Genomic DNA, 19,182 nt, shown 5'->3' with positions numbered 1-19,182 from the left:
CAGAAAAAGCCACCCTTCCCGGGTGGCTTTTTTGTTGGCTTTAACAGAAAAAACTGAACATTCTTTTTTAATTAAGAAAAATCACACCGGATAACAAATAAATAACCGCAGACCAGTTCCATAAAATAACGGAATTTAAATAAAACCGATATGCATATAAAACAATAAAACATTACTTGTCAATTAGATACAAATAACACCCCTGCAATAACCAATTCAGGAAAAATAAGAGGGAATTATTTCAATAATCAGGTGAATAACAATGAAATTTAAGGAAGTCATATTTTCATTTCCCTATTGTCACATCAGGCAGCGATGATATAGTCAGAAAGACACAACATCTAATCCTGACTATAAAAAAACACCTGCTTAATGTCAGGATTACTCTGACTAACATAAGGACTTTGTCATGACAGACTTTACCTCTATGGCGTCTTTTTTAGACACCATCCTGCAGCGGGATCCACACCAGGTTGAATTTCAACAAGCCGTCAGCGAGGTATTTACCTCGCTGTGGCCATTCCTGCAGCAGCACCCAAAATATCAACAACAAGCGTTACTGGAGAGAATAATAGAGCCAGAGCGCCTCATTCAGTTTCGGGTTGCCTGGACTGATGATCATGGTCAGGTACAGGTAAACCGGGCCTGGCGCGTACAGTTCAATTCAGCAATCGGCCCTTTCAAAGGGGGCATGCGTTTTCACCCTTCAGTTAATTTATCGATACTCAAATTCCTCGGTTTTGAGCAAACCTTTAAGAATGCCCTGACCACCTTACCCATGGGGGGTGGAAAAGGCGGTTCAGACTTTAATCCAAAAGGAAAAAGTGACGCTGAAGTGATGCGCTTTTGCCAGGCGCTAATGAGTGAATTGCATCGTCACCTTGGTCCGGATACCGATGTCCCTGCCGGAGACATTGGCGTGGGTAGCCGTGAAGTGGGTTTTATGGCCGGCATGATGAAAAAACTGACCAACAACACAGCCTGCGTCTTCACAGGTAAAGGATTATCCTTTGGCGGCAGTTTGATCCGCCCGGAAGCAACCGGTTATGGACTGATTTATTTTACCGAAGCGATGTTAAACCGGCATGGCAATAGTTTTGCAGGCAGCCGTGTTGCCGTTTCCGGTGCGGGTAACGTGGCACAGTTCGCTATCGAAAAAGCAACCGAACTGGGAGCCCGCGTGATTACCGCCTCAGACTCTGGCGGCACGGTGGTAGATGAGGCTGGATTTACGCCAGAAAAACTTGCCCATCTTGCACAAATAAAAAATCAGCAGCACGGCACGCTACAGGAGTACGCACGCGAGCGTCAGCTCACCTATCTGGCCGGACAACAACCATGGCATGTTCCGGTCGATATCGCTCTGCCTTGCGCCACACAAAATGAACTGGACCTGCCTGCAGCACAATTGCTGATTTCCAACGGGGTAAAGGCGGTGGCAGAAGGTGCCAATATGCCAACAACCATTCTGGCAACCGAGGCTTTTCTCGAAGCAGGGATCCTGTTCGCACCGGGGAAAGCCGCCAATGCCGGCGGCGTCGCGACTTCTGGTCTTGAAATGGCGCAAAACGCCACCCGCCTGAGCTGGACGTCGGATCAGGTGGATAGCCGGCTGCAACATATCATGCTGGATATTCACCAGGCCTGCGTCGAACATGGCGGTAGCGACAAACAGACCCACTATGTTAAGGGCGCAAATATCGCCGGCTTTGTTAAAGTAGCAGATGCCATGCTGGCACAGGGCGTGATTTAGCCGGCGCCACAGCCACTACAGGGGAGTCGCTGCCGGACCCGGTCAGTAACAGGCTCCGGCATGGTCATCCTGGTATTGAGTAAAGCGCCTGATCAGGGTTTCTTCAGGCGCGCTTTTCTGTCGCGCGGCGGGTCAGAATAAGGCAGATTGTCGCTACTGGCTCACCACTGCAAGCTGCTGACATCCGTCCCGGACAACAACCATATGCAGGATGCAGATACATCGAGCTCCCAGCTGCGGCATCACTAAAAATTACGCACACCGCCTCTTTACCGATAAAGCATCCAACTCTGATTGTGCACTCAGTGTGTAATATTACACATAGATCACACTTCGCTTTTCATTTGCATGCTTTAATCTGTGCAACAAACACCAGGGGATACCAATATGAAACATATTATGATTTGTTGTGGCGCCGGCGTAGCGACCAGTACCATTGCACTCAATAAACTGCAGGACTTTCTAAAAAAAGAAAACTTACTCAGTCAGGTACGTATTTCTCAGGGAACCGTAGCGGAAGCAAAAACCCGTGATGATGTCGACTTTATCGTTTCCACCTCGCCAGTTTCACTTACTATTCCGGTAGTAAACGCACTGCCACTGTTAACTGGCATCGGCGCAGATAAAGTATTCAGTAACGTAAAAGAATTAATTCTCGCCGGGGGCTAAGCAATGTTTATTATCGATTACATTGTCAATCTGGGGGCATCAGTGATGATGCCAATGATATTTATCATTCTCGGACTTATATTACGTATTCCGCTGGCAAGAGCCATTAAAGCCGGACTGATGGTAGGGATTGGTTTTATTGGTCTGAGTATTACCGTCAATCTGATGATTGATTCGCTGACGCCGGTCAGTCATGCCATTGTTGACCGTTTCGGATTTAACTTTTCGGTTCTGGATGTCGGCTGGCCAGCCGCTGCTGCTGTGGCCATGGGAACACGCGTCGGGGCGCTGGTTATCCCGGTGTGCGTTGCCATTAATATGCTGATGCTATATACCAAAACCACGCGGATTCTTAACGTAGACATCTGGAACCTGTGGCATCATGCTTTCACCGGCTCTCTGGTTGCCATTATCACCAATAATTTGTGGCTCGGTATTTTTGCCGCAGCGCTAAATTGTATCATTACCATGGTCATTGCCGACCGGACCAGTGGCGATGTGGAAAAATACCTCAACCTGCCGTCTATTTCAGTGCCTCACGGTTTTTCAGTCTCTTTTGTCCCTGCTGCATGGCTGGTGAATACCATCGTTGATCGTATTCCGCTGGTGCGGGATATTAAAATTGATACCGAAATGATTCAAAAAAGGCTGTCAATTCTCGGTGATCCTGCGTCCCTCGGTGCAATCATTGGTGCCCTGCTGGGTATTATTGCCGGTATCGAAGTCAAACTAATTTTGCAAACTGCCATTACCATGGCAGCCGTGATGACAATTATTCCTCGCATGGCAAAAATGCTGATGGAAGGGGTTTACCCAATCAGTGAGCGAATTCAGGAAATTGCCCAGTCACGGGCAGGATCTTTTGGCAAAATCACCATTGGTCTTGATTCGGCGGTTAGCGTCGGCCATCCGGTAACGCTGTCAGTTTCCATGCTGATGATCCCGGTGATGCTGGTTCTCGCTGCCATCGTACCGGGAAATCAGTTCCTGCCCTTCGCTTCTCTTACCGGCTTGCCTTTTGCCTTTGTACTGGTGACCGCCGTGTGTCGGGGGGATATGTTCCGCACCCTGCTGACCGGTCTGCTTACCCTCAGTCTGGCGCTGTTGATCGGCACCAGCCTGGCGCCGATTGTCACCAGTACTGCGGTCAGTACCGGCTTCTCGCTGCCCCAGGGCACCACCAGCATCAGTAGCGTCGATTACGCGGGCGCCATGTTACCCTGGGTGATTATTCAGAGTTTTTACTTCAAAGTCATCGGCGTCGGTATTCTGAGTTTGTGCACACTGGCACTGATGCTGTGGAACCGCCGCAAACTGTTAAAAGAGGATGCATTACAGGCAGAAGCGGTACAGGAAGGAGGCGAATAATCATGTTCAGCGCCCAGCGTATATTTATATTTGACCAACCGGTTAGCCGCAGTGCCCTGCTGCAAAAGCTGGCAGATAGCCTGCTGGCAGATGGCCTGGTAAAACCTTCTTTTGCTGAAGGCGTATTAACGCGTGAACAGGTGTATCCAACCGGCATTTTTATGGAAACCCATAGCATTGCGATCCCCCATACTGAATTCGAACATGTACATCAGACCGGCTTTGCTATTGGCATTAATCAATGCGGTGTAGAATTCCACCGCACAGATGAGCCAGAACAGGTTGTGGTACCGGCGATCATTATCATGATGGCTATCGATCCCGATTGTGAAAAAGTAGCGATTATTCAGTCGCTATTTGCTTTACTGTCCGATCGGGATCGGGTTCAGCAGATTGTGACACTGACGCCAGAAGAAATCGCAAAAGTCTTCAAGGATTCCATCGTCACAAGATAGAATAACCTGTTATGGGCGAGGCGGAAGAGCAAACACAAGAGATGCTACGAATCAGCGATGTCATCGCGTTAGCGATGGTCAGCCGTAAAACCATTTATAACGCGATTAACAGTGGTCGTCTCAGATATCAGCTGGTGACCGTTGATAACCGTCAGGTTCGCATGTTTCTGGCTGAGGATGTATTCCATGCATTCCCCAAAGCCAGCCGGACCATGACCCATGAACAGGAAGTACAATCCCTGAGGGAGGAAGTTGCCTCCCTCAAGTTTGCTCTTGCAGAATTACAAAAAGCCGTTGAAGCCATGGATCCAACAGGGCTGTATGAAATGACCTCCGTGAAATCCCCTACACCAAAATCCACAGATAAACGTTAACCGCTTTCCGCTCAGACATAACGTCTTCACATGTTGGTTTGTGCTCGCTGTGATCTATGGCGCAGCCCCGCTTTCAGCCATGATGATTAACGACGCAGGGCTACCTGCGGAACCCTTTCCTGCGGATGGCTATAAATGTGCAAATCGGCCTGATACCAGCGGGTAAGTAACGGTGCCGTCATCACCTCCGCTGGCGTATCGCAGGCGACCAGTTTACCACTGTGCATCAATATCATCCGATCGGCCCAGAGCGCAGCCAGATTAAGATCGTGCAGAATACAGCAAACGCTCAGCGCGCCCTGACGAGTCAGGCGATGCAACAGGCGTAATGCCTGCTGTTGATGATAAAGATCAAGCGCGGAAGTGGGTTCATCAAGAAATAACCAGCCGCGCGGACCTTCGTCCTGCCAGAGCTGAGCCAGCGCCCGCGCCAGCTGTACCCGCTGCTGTTCACCACCTGAAAGCTGGCGGAAATCCCGCCCCGCCAGACTGGTGCAATCAGTCAGTGCCAATACCTGCCTGACGATACGTTGCGTGTCACGTTCCGGCCAGGGTGCACGCCCCATTGCCACAATGTCTCGCACGCTAAGCGCAAAAGTAATGTGCTGCTGCTGGCGCATCACCGCTCGGTGTCGTGCCAGCGCCTGCCGTGACCACGCCGTCAGAGACTGGCCATGCAAAACACACTGGCCATCGTGTGGTGCCAGATAACCACTCAGCAACCGCATCAGCGTCGACTTACCGGCACCATTTGGCCCAATAAGGGCAACCATTTCACCGGGTTCCAGCGTCACAGATAGCCGGTCGACCAGAGTACGCTTAGCCGCCCGGTAGCTGATAGTCTGCGCTGACAGACGATTATTATCGTCGCAATCAGTCATGTTCACCTGCCGGACGTCTCAGAATCAGCCAGAGAAACCACGGTCCACCAATCAGGCTGGTCATCAGGCCAACGGGCATTTCGGCCGGTGCAACCAAAGTACGTGCAAGCGTATCCGCCAGCAACAGCAGCATAGCACCCGCCAGCACCGAACCAGGCAGCATCCAGCGATGGTCGCCCCCAAGACACATACGCATCAGATGCGGCACAACCAACCCGACAAAACCAATAATCCCGCTGACCGCCACTGAAGCTGCTACCAGTAAGGCACTCAGCACCAATAGCTGACGCTGAGTAAGCGCCACATCAACGCCAAGATAGTGTGCCTCTTCTTCCCCCAGTTGCAGCAGATTCAGGCGGCGGGTAAGCCGCTGGACCAGCAGCATTACCGGCAGCATCAGGCTGGCACAGGGCAAAACCAGTGACCACTGAGCCTGGCCAAGACTGCCCATTCCCCATAACGAAAGCTGACGCAATTGCTGATCGCTACTTAACCAGGAAAGAACGCCTACCGCCGAGCCACACAACGCATTAATAGCGACCCCGACCAGTAGCAGACGGGCCAGGGAACCACTGCCATCGCGGCTAAGTGCGAAAATAACCAGCGTTACCGCCAGGCTGCCAATAAATGCAGCCAGTGTTGGTAGCCATAACGCCAGCGTACCGGGAAACCATGAGGTCAACGAAAACACCACCGACAGCGCCACGGTCAGCGCTGCCCCGCCACTGATACCCAGCAGCCCGGGATCGGCCAGCGGATTACGGAATAATCCTTGCATAATGCCGCCTGACATCGCCAGTGCCCCTCCAACCAGTACTGCCAGCAACACGCGCGGTAAGCGGATAGTCCACCAGACCTGCCAGGCAATACTGTCGCCAGGTTGGCGCCAGACCTGGCTCAGAGTCAGACGCATGGCACCGATATTAGCGGCCAGAATCATCATCAATAGCATCAGTAACAACATCAGCGCCAGCCAGCGCCGCGGGTGGCTTTCCTTCATGGCTGCACCTGTTGGGCTGCCTGACGCAGGCGCAGGATCGCCTGCGGCGTGTCAAGACCAAATCCCAGCAACGCCATATCATCAACCACCAGCAGTCGACGTGCTTTTCCTGCCGGGGTCAGTGCCAGGCCAGGCAGCCGCCAGATAGCATTCTCTCCCCCCAGCGCCTGCACGCCGGACTCACCGACTACCACCAGCTGCGGCGCGCTGGCCACCACCCCTTCCTGTGAAAGAGGCTGATAGTGCCGGATGTTACTCATGGCATTGATTAATCCGGCACTCCTGATAGCCGCATCGGCGGCAGTCTCTGTCCCGGCAGCCATACTGTTCATGCCGCTGTGGTTCATGATAAACAGCACTTTTACTGCCAGTGGCTGCTGCGGCATCTGTGACAACAGCTGAGTAATATGTTGCGTTAACCGCTGTCCCTCGATTTCTTTATGCAGCGCTTTAGCAATAGTGGCGACTTTTGTGTTTATCACCGCCAGATGCGGATCGCCTGGCACCATCACCACCTTTACCCCTGCCCGGGCAATCTGTTCCAGTGCCAGAGAAGGTTTTGCCAGCGCGCTGGTCAATACCAGCGTGGGCTTTAACGCCAGAATTCCTTCTGCATTCAGCTGGCGCATATAACCCACGTCTGGCAGCGTGGCCGCCTGTGCTGGATGCAGGCTGGTGCTGTCGCGCGCAACCAGCAGCTGCTGGGCACCCAGTGCATAGACAATTTGCGTCACGTCACCGCCAATGGAAACCACCCGGTCACCTGCGTTTGCCGCAAAGGTGAACAGCACCAGCAGCAGCCAGGCTTTCATGCCATCTCTCCTGCATTATTCAGCGTAGCCAGCTGCTGCCGCCAGCGCGCCTGTTCAGCCTGCCCCTCACTACGCTGGCCATACAACTGGGCTATTTGCGTTCCATCAGCAGCAAACAACTCCAGGCTGGTGACAAAATCATGGTCTGTCGGCTTACGCGTCACCCAGCTTTCGGCAATCTGCGTTTCCTGCAGATGCAGAGTAAACGCCGGATTAAAAATGTTCAGCCAGCCCTGTGCTGATTTCAGACTTTCAACCACACCGGTAAAAATTTGTGTGCAGCCGCGGTTGCCAACGAAAATCATAATCTCATTCCCGTCTTCTTTTGCCAGACGTAACAGCCGTGCCAGCGCCTGATTGTCTACCCGATAAGCCAGATCGTCCGCCACCGCGCTGAACGCTTGCTGGCGCGAGATATTATGGCGTTTCAGTAGTGAGAAAAACTGATGGACGTCGCTCATCGCCCGCCACTCCTGTTCAATCCGCTGTACGTCGGGCTGCGGATTGAAACATGCTGGTTCCGGCGTTGTCAGATTGAGCGCAGGCCCCCCCGGGTGACTAAAGCGCCCGACCAGACTTTGCCAGGCAAGCATATCGGTGTTATCGGTGGCATAAACTTTTAGTACCGCATCACCGTGGGTGTCAAAAAACTGAATACTGTGTCGTTCCCCGCGTGCGCTGGCTTCCCGTAAGGCGAACGCACTATGCCACTGCTCAGGGAATAACCGCAGATCGAGCGCCCGCGGATTCAGTACCAGTCCAGCATGATTACCAAGATGCAGATTGTCATAACGACCAATAATTTCATGCACCGCATACGCATTGCGGGTAATAGATTTGGTTTCACCCAGCGCAGACAATGCGCCGAGCAGTTGACGCACATCTGTTTTCAACGCCTGGGCATCATGACCACAGCGCGCCATTGCCAGCCTGGCTTCGCTGATCCCCATGTGTGCAGCGAGTTCACGGGCATATTTTTTGGGTTCGGCGGTTTTTAATGCCAGATACTGTTGATAAAGTTGGCTCATATTTTCTCCTTAAGTCGCGCAGCCTTACGGCTGCGCTAACGCATCAGAAATCGACGTTCACACCCAGCTGAAAAGTACGGCCAGGCATCACCGCCAGCGCTTTGTCGTAACCGTCCTGGTTCGTCACACTGGTTAACTGCCGATCGCTCAGGTAATCCCAGTACTTGCGATCGGTCAGGTTATAAATACCGCCGCTGAGTTTCACGTTATCGAGTACCTGCCACCAGGCACTCAGATCAACCAGGCCGTATCCCGGCACGCGGTCGTATTCTTTACTGCCGCTGGTAATAGCCGAACCGCTGTTATTGTATGCTTCACGATTGGTATCAACCGCCTGCTTACCTTTAACAAAGGTCGCCGTGATGGCGGCGCCATAACGCCTGGCCGGATCATCCCAGGCCAGCCCCAGCACGGCTTTCATCGGCGGCACGCTGTCAAGATCAACATATTTATCGCCAAGATAGCTGGATTTCGCTTTGCCCTGGCTATAGCCATACGCCAGAGTGGCGCTCAGTCCATCTACCGCTTTAAACCAGGTACCGAAATGGATACGCGTCGTCAGCTCTCCGCCGTATATATATGCTTTATCACGGTTTTCTGCCCGATACGCGGTATAGATATTCGCCGGAACATTGGTGAATTTCTCCGGGCTAGCGGCACGGGTATAGCGGGTATAAGCGATAAAGTTGTCATAATCGTTATAAAACAGCGCACTACTGAAGGTAACACCTTCAGTGAGCGTACCTTTCAGGCCCCATTCAAGATCGTTACTGCTTTCCGTTTTCAGATCGGTATTGCCAATCAGCGCATACTGCTGCTGTCCGGCATAAGACGCGCCCAGATTCCAGGAGCCGTATAGCTGGCTGGCATCAGGGAACTGCGTACCACGCTTATACTGCAAATAGGTCATCAATGTCGGCGTCAGATCATAGCTAAGGGTTAACGACGGCAGCACGCGGGTATCGCTAAAGCTTTTACCATACAGTGTGCTGACGCCATCTTCGGTCAGTACGCTGCTGTTGGCCGTCATCTCAGACAGATTACGCGCCCGGGTTTGCTGACGGACAACCCGCACGCCGGGAATCAACGACAAATTGTGCTGATCAACGTCAAAATGGATATTATCCTGAACAAAACCACCGAGCACCGTGGTCCGGCTATCGGCCTGTGGCCGGGTGATAACGCTGTAAGTCGAAGGCGCTGGCTCCTGGCGGAAAGGACGTCTGGCACTTTCAAAGCGGGCATTAGCACCGGCACTAAAGTCATGGCGCCCCCAGTTTTTACTCAGGCGGCTTTCCACTCCCAGCGTATCGACGTTGTAATCGGAATAAACACGCCCCGCTGTGCTACTGTTGGTCGGTATCAGCGTATTATCATGCGCCTGCGTCTGCTGCCAGAACAACCGGGTATCAACGGTATCGACCCAATTGTTAAACGGTGACCACTCATCGCGAAGCGACAAGCCTAAACGCCGGGTATCGCTCTGCTGATGGGAGGTGCCAATAATACTGTTACCCGAGGTATCCCAGGTGTCGTAATGCGTATGGTTGGTTTTATGATAATAATCGGCGGTACCGGTTAGCTTGTGCCGATCATCGGGCTGCCAGATTGCAGACGCCATTAACGCGTTAGAATGCCAGTTGGCCGGATAAGCGTCGAGAATACCGCTGTTATTCTGCGTTTGCTGCCCATCGCGGCGGCTGAAAACAAAAATACCCCGTAAAGTACTGTCGCCGGCGGCAGCCGTCAGGCCGTTGTGCCAGCTGCGGCTGGCAGAGTCATAATCACTCTGATAGCCGAAATAGTGATCTTTCCCCGGATGCAGGAAATCATCAGCAGATTTGGGCGCAAAAGAAACCGTTCCGCCGATAGCGGTATTCGCCTGGTCGGTTGAAGTCGCGCCAGCAGCAATATCAACGTGGCGATACATATAGGGGTCGATATAATCACGACCGATGCCAAAAGTATTCACCCCCGCCCGGCTGGCATAACTGCGTCCGGTTGCATTTGGCAACGGAATACCGTCAACGTCAATTCCGACGCGATTACTTTCCAGACCACGAATGTTGTATCCGGTATAGCCACCGCGATCGAAACCACTTTTGCCAACCGCAGACCCGCCGCTGACGCCGGTGGCCGAAACCAGCGGCTGGTAGCGCATAATAGTGCCAAAATCATCGCCACCAATTTGCTGCATCTGTTCAGCGCTAATACGGGTATGCGACCCGGCTTTCTTCTCTGGTAACGGGGCCGTTACCATCATTGAGGGTTCGTCAGAGGACGTACTGGTTACACGCCGGTTTTTAACCGAAGCCGACTGCGCATTTTTATTTAGCGTCGCGCCTGCGGCCTGTTGTTCGGCACTGGCCTGAACGCTCATCGCGATAAGCGTACCAATGAGCGCACGCAGAGGAAGCGATCCTTGCTTAATAGACGTATTGAGCATAGCTGAACCCTGTCATAGTTATTGGGCGCTCAACCATTGCTGGTGTTATGCGAAAAATTAACATTCGCCCGCCAGTGCGGCGCGAAAAAAGAAGATTAAACGACCTACACGGTACTTCTGAAGTGAGAACCTGTTACGGAAGAGAAAGATAATACAAATGATAATCACTATCAATAACCTTTATGCCATGATATGACACGCTGACGCGATAAAAAAACCGATACGACACACATTTATGTAAAGAAGCGTGGTTTGCACTTTTATTTGTGACGCAGGCATTGCTACTCTTTTACAAACATCAAATAATCAACGCGTTTTATGCGATGAATGAGTCCGCCATGACAACACAACCAGCAATTACTATCCGGTATTGTGTGCAATGTAACTGGCTGCTAAGAGCGGCCTGGATAGCGCAGGAGTTACCCAACAGTTTTGCCGATGAACTGGCCTCGGTCACTCTGAAACCGGCTACCGGCGGTGTCTATGAAATTACCGCCAATCAGCAGCTGATCTGGGAGCGCAAACGCGACGGCGGTTTTCCGGACGCTGCGACCTTAAAACAGCGTCTTTGCGCACTGTATTTCCCGGATAAAGCGCCAGCGCATGGCAGAGAAAGTAAAACACCGTAATCGCTGTCTCGTCGGATATTATCGCCGGTTTTGACGACCAGCTGTGCACAGCATGCAGTAACATAACAAGCTGCTATTTCGCTTCAATCTGCAATCGGAATGCGCGGCAGAAGCGTTTAATAAGATGGATATTAAACGCCCTTTAAGAATGTATTCCCGGCCGGATGAGACCAGGGGACGTGGACGCGTACCCTGGTCTCCTCTGATCGGACGGTAATGATAATGAGTAAATTTCTCTTTGCAGTATTGTGTGGCACATTCCTCAGTCAGCAGGTTCTGGCCGCAACGCTGAACGATTTTGCCCGTCATTATGGCGGCCGCTGTGCAACACCGGCAGCCAGAATTGACAGTGAGCGATTGCTGCCGGCGAAATTTCGCTCACGTAACTTCCCCATTGTGCTGGAACGCACCACCCTTAAAGATATTCAGCAGCAGTTCAAAGGCGAAATTCAGAAAAATGATGGTGCCGAATGGCTATGCTATCACTCACAGGCAGAAAACCTGACCTGGTGGTTTATTTCCCGTACTGACATTGAACACGGTAACTTATCCTCGATTATGCTGAGTGCAATCGACCACAAAGCCCATTGCGACGTGCCGGCCAGGCCTATCTATCTCTCGGGGGTAACTGTCCCTTCTCTCGGTGCCACACGCCGGGAAATCGCCGATTATTTCAGGATCGCCCCGTCAACACACGGTAACTGTCAGCAGTTTGAAACCCGCGTTGACTCAAAAGATGAGAGTACTGCTAATGTCCTGCAATATTATTATGAAGAGAACCATGTCAGCGGCATGGCCTTCGAACAACTAACCACCAACGGCTGAGAAAAAACGCCGACCGGCAGCGCCAGTTTTCGCGTCCGGTCACACTCCGGTAATGCCCGGGTTTGCAAGCTGATGACAGCAGGCTACAGTTAACTCATCCGACCACTTAATGAGTAAAATTATGGCCGCTGTTTCTCTGTTTTCGCCCCTGGATTTGGGCTTTACCCGGTTAAAAAATCGCGTGCTGATGGGGTCAATGCACACCGGACTGGAAGAGCACCCGGAGGGTGCGCAGCGGCTGGCCGCTTTTTATGCCGAGCGCGCTCATGCAGAGGTAGGGCTGATTGTTAGCGGGGGCATTGCACCTTCACCAGAAGGCGTTGTCAGCCCCGGTGCATCGGTGCTGGCAGATGAAACACCGCTGCCACATCACCGTATTATTACCGACGCGGTCCATCAGGCTGGCGGTAAAATTGCACTGCAAATTCTGCACGCCGGTCGCTACAGCTACCAGCCGCAGCTGGTTGCACCTTCCGCCATTCAGGCAGCAATAAATCCCTATCCACCCCGGGCCCTGACCCACCAGGATATCGAAACGCTGATTGATAAATTTGCCCGCTGCGCCGCGCTGGCCCGGCAGGCTGGTTATGATGGCGTGGAAATCATGGGTTCAGAAGGCTATCTGATTAACCAGTTTCTGGTTGAAAGAACCAACCAGCGGAATGACCATTGGGGCGGAGATGAACAGCGCCGCCGGCGTTTTGCCGTAGAAATCGTCAGGGCGGTGCGGGCGGCTGTCGGTGAGGACTTTATTATTATTTACCGCCTGTCAATGCTGGATCTGGTTGAACAGGGTTCCACTTTGCCGCAAACACTGGCGCTGGCCAAAGAGATTGAACAAGCAGGAGCAACGCTGATTAATACCGGTATCGGCTGGCATGAAGCGCGTATCCCGACCATTGCCACTTCAGTGCCGAGAGCCGCCTTTGCCTGGGTAACCCAGGCGTTAAAACCGCATCTGTATATTCCCCTGATTGCCACTAACCGCATCAACGATCCCTTGCTGGCACAGCAACTGCTCAGTACCGGCTGTGCCGATATGGTTTCAATGGCACGGCCGCTGCTGGCCGATGCCGAGCTGGTATTGAAAGCACGCCAGCAGCGCTACGACGAAATCAATACCTGTATCGGATGCAATCAGGCCTGCCTCGATCAGATTTTCCAGGGTCAGCTCACCTCCTGTCTGGTCAATCCACGCGCCTGCCACGAAACTGAAATGCCGCTAATAACCGCGCGCCCGGTAAAAAATCTGGCGGTCGTCGGTGCAGGGCCTGCCGGTCTGGCCTGTGCCATCAGCGCCGCCCAGCGCGGTCATCAGGTTACCTTGTTTGAAGCCTCGGCCAGCGTGGGCGGCCAGTTCAATCTTGCCCGTCGTATTCCTGGCAAAGAGGAGTTCAATGAAACACTGCGTTATTACCGCCGCCAGCTGAATCTGCATAACGTTACGCTACATCTTAACAGGCGGGCTGATCTGGCAACCTTATTGCCGTTTGACGAAGTGATTCTGGCAACCGGTGTGGAACCACGCATACCGGATATTCCCGGGATTGACCACCCTTCGGTACTCAGCTATCTGGCGGTACTGCGCGATAATGCGCCGGTAGGCAATCGTGTGGCTCTGATTGGTGCCGGTGGCATCGGCTTTGATGTCGCGGAATATCTTAGTCAGACCGGCCCGTCAACCTCGCTGAATATCCCGGCATTCTGCCAGGAGTGGGGAATTGACCGCTCTTTGCAGCAGCCCGGCGGGCTGCTGCCCCCGCAGGCGGAAAAAAGCGCACGTGAAATCTGGCTGTTACAGCGCAAACCGGGAAAGCCGGGTGCAAGCCTGGGTAAAACTACCGGCTGGATCCATCGTGCCAGCCTGCAAATGCGCGAAGTACACCAGTGGGGAGGCATCAGCTATCAACGTATTGATGATGAGGGCCTGCATGTGTTGCGTGACGGCACCGCCCTCTGTCTGCCGGTTGATAATGTGGTTCTCTGCGCCGGGCAACTCAGTTTCAACCCGCTGGCCGGCCCGTTGCAAAATGCCGGCAAAAAAGTGCATGTCATTGGTGGAGCCGAGATAGCCCATGAGCTTGACGCCCGTCGGGCGATTGCGCAGGGTACCCGCTTAGGCCTGACGCTGTAAGTACAGGCTGGCGGCAACCGGTTATTTGCTCGTCGGCTGCAAAAAATATCGCATTTCGCCGCTAAGCTGGCAGAATCATTACTTTGCTGTTAACCACAGGGTGCAATAATGATGCCGGCGACTGCCACCGTTTACCGTTCCCACCTGCTGGATGCGCTGCCATGGGTTGAGTATCAGTTTATGCCAGCTGGCACGCCGCCTCCGAAAGAGGCAGCCTATGGTCATCAACGCCACAGCGCCACGGTACTGACGAGTCAGCAGGCGTTTCCGGCTAAAAACTGCCAGGGCGATGCGGTGATCGCCAGTGATAGCCGGCCAGTGGCGGTTTACACTGCCGACTGCCTTCCAATATTGATGGTTGATCGCGATCAGCGTCGGGTCGCGGCCGCCCACGGCGGGCTGCGGGGAATCAGTGCCGGCATCCATATTAATGTGATGAATAAACTCTGCCAGCTGGGCGCGAAACGAGAGAGCCTGCTGTTGGTTATTGGCCCGGCAATCGGCCCCTGCTGCTATGAATTAGGTCAACAGATGATTGCGGAATTACAGCAGCAGCCTGTCCTCGTCCGCTTGAGCCCCGTACTCCCCTGGACCACTCAGCAACCGCACAATCCGCTAGCCCGGCGTCCTCAGGCCAGCGCCCGGCAAAACGGCGTCTGGTTCAATTTACCGCTGCTGGCGCAGCGGATGGCCGAAAGCTGGGGACTGCCGCCAGCAAACATCGAACAGCTCGACATTTGCACTTACTGTACCGCAGAAGCCAACGCCAGCTACCGACGTAACAGCCATTTTGGCCACGGCTATCAGCAGCGCTTTTCATGGATACGCCAGCGCGACTAAGGTTGTCTCAGACAACGTAGCACCACGAACTTACTGCTACTGGCCAGCTGCTGGCAATGACCAAACAGCTTTTTTAGCTTGTGGTGATACCCCAGATGACGATTACCAACAATACGTAATTCGCCCCCTGGTTGCAGGCAGCGTCGCGCATCGCGAAACATCTGCCAGGCGATGTCGTCAGTCAACGTATTTTGCTGATGAAACGGCGGATTACACAGCACAGCGGCCGCCTGTCCGGCGGCAAAACCGCTCAGAGAATGATTAACGCTGAAACGAGTGCGCGCCAGTGCCTGTGACTGATTAATTTCAATATTTAAACGGCTGGAGGCGACTGCCATATAAGACTCATCCACAAAATGCACCTGCGCCTGCGGGTTCTGACGCAAGGCAACCAGGCCGACCACACCATTGCCGCAGCCCAGATCGATAATCTCCCCCTGAATATTGTGCGGCAGGTGCTGGATAAATAAGCGCGCGCCAATATCCAGCCCGCTGCGGGCAAAAACATTGGCATGATTGGCAATAATTTCACCACTTGGAATGGTTTTGAATTGCCAAATGGCTATTTCAGCGGCACCAGAAATCACACCGATGACGGTAACGCAAAATTTAGCGAGTATTACTATCGCATCCAGCAGATTTATATCTGGTCGCGCGGTTGGGTTGATACCGGGACAGCATGAGGGAAATGATTATGTATAACGGCATTTTTGCAGGTACTTTTTCGCGTGACAGTGAGGTAACAACCGATGATGGGGTTAAGTACTGGCTCGTACTGAATGAAGATGGCGATGATTACTATGAAGTCCGCAATAAGCGGCAACAAAAATATGTTCTTCTCATCAGCACAGACAGCAACGTCGTCAGCGGGATAAGTGAGGATGGCGGCTTTTCTTTCCCTTACCCCTACAAGGTCTATTTTCTTGATGACATCCCTGAGGACCTTAAGGTTGGCGCATTTATCTATAACGGGAGTGAGTTTAAACCTTTTATCAATGTTGAAGTATGGAAGTACAACATGAATCTCCAGATTAAAGAGGCGAAGCTGGAGGCGCTGATGAATGGCGAGCAGCGCCCTGACCTGGATGATAAGAAGAAAGCGGTGGATGCTTATGTCGGTGATGGATACAACCCGCCGCTGCCATTCTAGCAACATAAAAAAGCCCGGCTAAGCCGGGCTAGTCATAGTTTATATCTTCGTACCGAGGGCAGCGCCGCCCATAAAACGCCCGCACTAACAGGTAAATCAAGAAAATTAGCCCGCCGGATAAGCATAAAAAAATGAATGTATTCATATAGTAGCCTTCCATGTTGTCGTAGCGGTCATTTTAAAGGCGTACTAAATCAATGGATAATCATTATGACAGATCAATAATGGTTTATTGATCGTCACAATCGATCAATAGTGATTGCATAGTCGGTTGTTACGCACAATTCTGGACAGTCCAAAATCACCCCTTTTTACCCTTTTAGGCAGTCCAGAATTGTGCGTAAAACAGTCCAGAAAATTTCGCCGCGCTACATGTGGTAGACAGCATATTCTGGGGAGGAACGCTCAACCTGCTGTTCGATCGGCGCGAGTTGTCCACCATAAAGCGATCGTCCTGACGGCTGACGCGCTTACCGGCCCGCCAGGCCGGTGCCCGTGAACAGCACATCATCCTTATTCGCCTTTTTATCAACCAGGACATTTTATGCAAGCGACATCACCACATCAGCCGCCGGCGATGCAATGGATTGAGGGCGGAGAATTTCAGATGGGCTCTGAACAACACTATCCGGAAGAGCGCCCGCGACAGATAAAACAGGTCAATGGTTTCTGGATGGATGTAACGCCGGTGACCAACCGACAGTTCGCCGAATTTGTTAGCGCCACTGGCTATCTGACCGAGGCGGAAAAAAAACCCTGTGCAGCAGATTTTCCCGACGTTGATCCGGCACTGCTGGTGCCAGGGGCACTGGTGTTTCGCAGTCCGGCGGCCGGCAGTCAGCCACGTGATTACCGCGACTGGTGGTTTTATGTTGCCGGCGCCTGCTGGCATCGCCCGGACGGTATCCAGTCGCTGACGCCAGACGATGCCGATAAACCGGTGGTACAGGTCGCCTGGCAGGATGCACTGGCTTATGCCCGCTGGGCAGGTAAAACCCTGCCAACCGAAGCAGAATGGGAGTATGCGGCGCGCGGTGGCCATGATGGTTTACCCTACGCCTGGGGTAACGAATTCCAGCCAGAAGGTAAGCTGATGGCCAACACCTGGCAGGGTAACTTTCCATTTAGCGGGCAGCCTGGTCAGGGTCGCTATTTTGCTACTTCACCGGTGGCGGCGTTTCCGGCTAATGATTATGGCCTGTATGACATGATAGGCAACGTCTGGGAATGGACCCTGGATACCTGGCAGCCGGATCACTCAGCGCCGGCGCGTACTTGCTGTCTGGCCACCCGACCGACCGGGGTTGAGCGCCAGAAAGTTGTTAAAGGCGGTTCTTATCTTTGTGCCCCCAACTATTGCCGGCGTTACCGGCCTGCCGCGCGCCACCCACAAACCACCGACAGCGCGACAAGCCACATTGGTTTTCGCTGCATCAGGCACCGATAGCAGCTTAACCACCGCCGTTCACTTCATCCCGGACGTTTTTTTAGCCAGCCCGGTTTTCAGCGCAAACAGCAGAATGGTCATCAGGCTTAGCGACAACATCACCACATTAACCAACAGGCCGGCGCCAAAATCGCCGGTAACATCTTTTACATAGCCCATTGCGGTCGGTCCGAAAAAGCCGCCCAGATTGCCAATGGAGTTGATCACCGCAATGCCGCCGGCAGCGGCGGCACCAACCATAAACTGTGGCGGCAGCGTCCAGAATACCGGTAAAACGGCAAACAGACCGGCGGATGCCAGAGTTAACCCCGCAATGCTCAGTAGCGCTGAACCACTGAACGCGGTCATCACAACACCGACAATCGCCAGTGCCAGCGGGGCCGCAATGTGAAAGATACGTTCATTTTTACGATCGGAGCGGCGTCCCCACCATAACAGCGCCACCACCGCGGCCACATACGGGATAACAGAAAGAAAACCGACCGCCATCAGGGAAAAACCGGCGTTTTTAATCAGCTGCGGCAACCAGAAGTTAACGGTGGCGTTAGTCATGGAGATACCAAGAAATACCAACGCCAGGCTAAGTACATATGGATGAAAAAAGATACCGGAAAGTTTTACGCTTGCCTTTTGTGCCCGTCTGAGCCGATCTTGTTCCAGCTCCTGGCGGGCCGCCGTTTTTTCCTCCTCGCTTAGCCAGCGCACATCACCGAGGGTTTCCGGCAGTTTAAACAGGACCATAATCCCCAGAATCACCGCTGGCAACGCTTCAAGAATAAACAACCACTGCCAGCCCTGCAGGCCGGAATGCGCCCCCACCGAAAGAATGAAACCGGATACCGGTCCACCAATAATGGTGGCCAGCGGGTTAGAAAGCAGCAGAAAACCAACTATCTGCGCCCGCTTCTTATCCGGAAACCACTGGGTAAGATAAAATAAAATACCGGGATAAAAACCGGCTTCCGCCGCCCCTAACAAGAAACGCAGTACCAGAAACGATGTTGAGTCCCAGACAAAAGCGGTACAGGCTGAGAGTAATCCCCAGCTAATCATAATACGGGCAATCCAGCGACGGGCACCGACCCGCTCCAGCATCAGATTGCTCGGCACTTCAAAAATAAAGTAGCTGATAAAAAAGATACCGCTGCCAAGGCCAAATGCCGTGGCAGATAGCCCGATATCTTCACGCATGGTCAGGGCCGCAAAACCAACGTTAACCCGGTCAAGGAACGCCGAAAAATAACAGAGGATCAGAAAAGGCAGTAACCGCCAGGCTATTTTATTGAAGGCCTTCTGTGACAAAGCATTCTGCGGCAGCAGCGTATTGCCGTTAGCCAGCGACTGTTGTTGAGACATGATGTTTTTCCTTTT

General features: G+C 52.8%; 17 protein-coding genes and 1 pseudogene. 11 read left to right on the top strand and 7 right to left on the bottom strand.

Annotated elements, in window-relative coordinates; all coding sequences use genetic code 11:
- Window positions 1–409 precede the first annotated feature (409 nt).
- The 5 genes from gdhA to BL249_RS07035 all read left to right on the top strand — a co-directional run bounded on the left by gdhA (window position 410) and on the right by BL249_RS07035 (window position 4,619).
- Complete coding sequence (gdhA, locus tag BL249_RS07055; protein ID WP_099705947.1) at window positions 410–1,753, top strand: NADP-specific glutamate dehydrogenase; 1,344 nt, start codon at window positions 410–412, stop codon at window positions 1,751–1,753.
- A 387-nt stretch (window positions 1,754–2,140) separates the two neighbouring features.
- A complete protein-coding gene (locus BL249_RS07050) occupies window positions 2,141–2,422 on the top strand; it encodes a PTS sugar transporter subunit IIB (protein WP_099705946.1) in 282 nt (93 codons plus the stop codon).
- Between the two features lie 3 nt (window positions 2,423–2,425).
- Entirely contained in the window at window positions 2,426–3,790 is a 1,365-nt protein-coding gene (locus tag BL249_RS07045) for a PTS galactitol transporter subunit IIC (RefSeq protein ID WP_099705945.1), read from the top strand.
- A 2-nt stretch (window positions 3,791–3,792) separates the two neighbouring features.
- Window positions 3,793–4,245 carry a PTS sugar transporter subunit IIA gene (locus BL249_RS07040; RefSeq protein WP_241898859.1) on the top strand — a complete coding sequence of 151 codons (453 nt, stop codon included), beginning with the start codon at window positions 3,793–3,795 and terminating at the stop codon, window positions 4,243–4,245.
- An 11-nt stretch (window positions 4,246–4,256) separates the two neighbouring features.
- Window positions 4,257–4,619, top strand: coding sequence for a DNA-binding protein (locus tag BL249_RS07035; protein WP_241898858.1), 363 nt, complete (start codon window positions 4,257–4,259; stop codon window positions 4,617–4,619).
- 86 nt (window positions 4,620–4,705) lie between these two features.
- On the opposite strand, the gene BL249_RS07030 is transcribed toward BL249_RS07035, so the two are convergent.
- From BL249_RS07030 to BL249_RS07010, 5 genes are read right to left on the bottom strand one after another with little or no spacing between them, the layout of a single operon-like run.
- Window positions 4,706–5,500 (bottom strand): heme ABC transporter ATP-binding protein, encoded by a 795-nt coding sequence (locus tag BL249_RS07030; RefSeq protein ID WP_099705944.1) that lies wholly within the window; start codon window positions 5,498–5,500, stop codon window positions 4,706–4,708.
- Complete coding sequence (locus BL249_RS07025) at window positions 5,493–6,500, bottom strand: FecCD family ABC transporter permease (protein ID WP_099705943.1); 1,008 nt, start codon at window positions 6,498–6,500, stop codon at window positions 5,493–5,495. Before BL249_RS07025 ends, BL249_RS07030 begins: the two co-directional genes overlap by 8 nt.
- Window positions 6,497–7,312 carry a heme/hemin ABC transporter substrate-binding protein gene (locus BL249_RS07020; protein WP_099705942.1) on the bottom strand — a complete coding sequence of 272 codons (816 nt, stop codon included), beginning with the start codon at window positions 7,310–7,312 and terminating at the stop codon, window positions 6,497–6,499. Before BL249_RS07020 ends, BL249_RS07025 begins: the two co-directional genes overlap by 4 nt.
- Complete coding sequence (locus BL249_RS07015) at window positions 7,309–8,340, bottom strand: hemin-degrading factor (RefSeq protein ID WP_099705941.1); 1,032 nt, start codon at window positions 8,338–8,340, stop codon at window positions 7,309–7,311. The genes BL249_RS07020 and BL249_RS07015 overlap by 4 nt, the downstream gene beginning before the upstream one ends.
- Window positions 8,341–8,383: 43 nt before the next feature.
- Entirely contained in the window at window positions 8,384–10,786 is a 2,403-nt protein-coding gene (locus BL249_RS07010; protein ID WP_099705940.1) for a TonB-dependent receptor domain-containing protein, read from the bottom strand.
- Window positions 10,787–11,124: 338 nt separating this feature from the next.
- Between BL249_RS07010 and BL249_RS07005 the strand changes: the two genes are divergently transcribed.
- The 4 genes from BL249_RS07005 to BL249_RS06990 all read left to right on the top strand — a co-directional run bounded on the left by BL249_RS07005 (window position 11,125) and on the right by BL249_RS06990 (window position 15,214).
- Entirely contained in the window at window positions 11,125–11,415 is a 291-nt protein-coding gene (locus tag BL249_RS07005; protein WP_099705939.1) for a SelT/SelW/SelH family protein, read from the top strand.
- 222 nt (window positions 11,416–11,637) lie between these two features.
- Window positions 11,638–12,240 (top strand): hypothetical protein, encoded by a 603-nt coding sequence (locus tag BL249_RS07000; RefSeq protein WP_099705938.1) that lies wholly within the window; start codon window positions 11,638–11,640, stop codon window positions 12,238–12,240.
- A 121-nt stretch (window positions 12,241–12,361) separates the two neighbouring features.
- On the top strand, window positions 12,362–14,374 hold the full coding sequence (locus tag BL249_RS06995) for an NADPH-dependent 2,4-dienoyl-CoA reductase (RefSeq protein ID WP_099706050.1): 2,013 nt from the start codon (window positions 12,362–12,364) through the stop codon (window positions 14,372–14,374).
- 108 nt (window positions 14,375–14,482) lie between these two features.
- Entirely contained in the window at window positions 14,483–15,214 is a 732-nt protein-coding gene (locus BL249_RS06990; protein ID WP_241898857.1) for a polyphenol oxidase family protein, read from the top strand.
- Here BL249_RS06990 and BL249_RS06985 read toward each other — a convergent pair.
- Window positions 15,211–15,738 (bottom strand): annotated as a pseudogene (locus BL249_RS06985) (methyltransferase); the annotation flags it as partial. The gene BL249_RS06990 and the pseudogene BL249_RS06985 sit on opposite strands and share 4 nt — an antisense overlap.
- Window positions 15,739–15,893: 155 nt before the next feature.
- Between BL249_RS06985 and BL249_RS06980 the strand changes: the two are divergent.
- Both BL249_RS06980 and BL249_RS06970 read left to right on the top strand, forming a co-directional pair.
- Complete coding sequence (locus tag BL249_RS06980; protein ID WP_099717027.1) at window positions 15,894–16,364, top strand: hypothetical protein; 471 nt, start codon at window positions 15,894–15,896, stop codon at window positions 16,362–16,364.
- Window positions 16,365–16,908: 544 nt separating this feature from the next.
- On the top strand, window positions 16,909–17,811 hold the full coding sequence (locus BL249_RS06970; RefSeq protein ID WP_241898856.1) for a formylglycine-generating enzyme family protein: 903 nt from the start codon (window positions 16,909–16,911) through the stop codon (window positions 17,809–17,811).
- Between the two features lie 18 nt (window positions 17,812–17,829).
- Here the strand turns inward: BL249_RS06970 and BL249_RS06965 are convergent, their stop codons facing one another.
- Window positions 17,830–19,167: an MFS transporter gene (locus BL249_RS06965; RefSeq protein ID WP_099705934.1), complete on the bottom strand. Its 1,338-nt coding sequence runs from the start codon at window positions 19,165–19,167 to the stop codon at window positions 17,830–17,832.
- Window positions 19,168–19,182: the final 15 nt, after the last annotated feature.

The sequence above is a fragment of the Erwinia sp. OLFS4 genome, assembly GCF_002752165.1.
GTDB lineage: Bacteria > Pseudomonadota > Gammaproteobacteria > Enterobacterales > Enterobacteriaceae > Izhakiella.
Note: the sequence above shows the minus strand (reverse complement) of the source record. Positions and strands in the feature narration are given on the sequence as shown.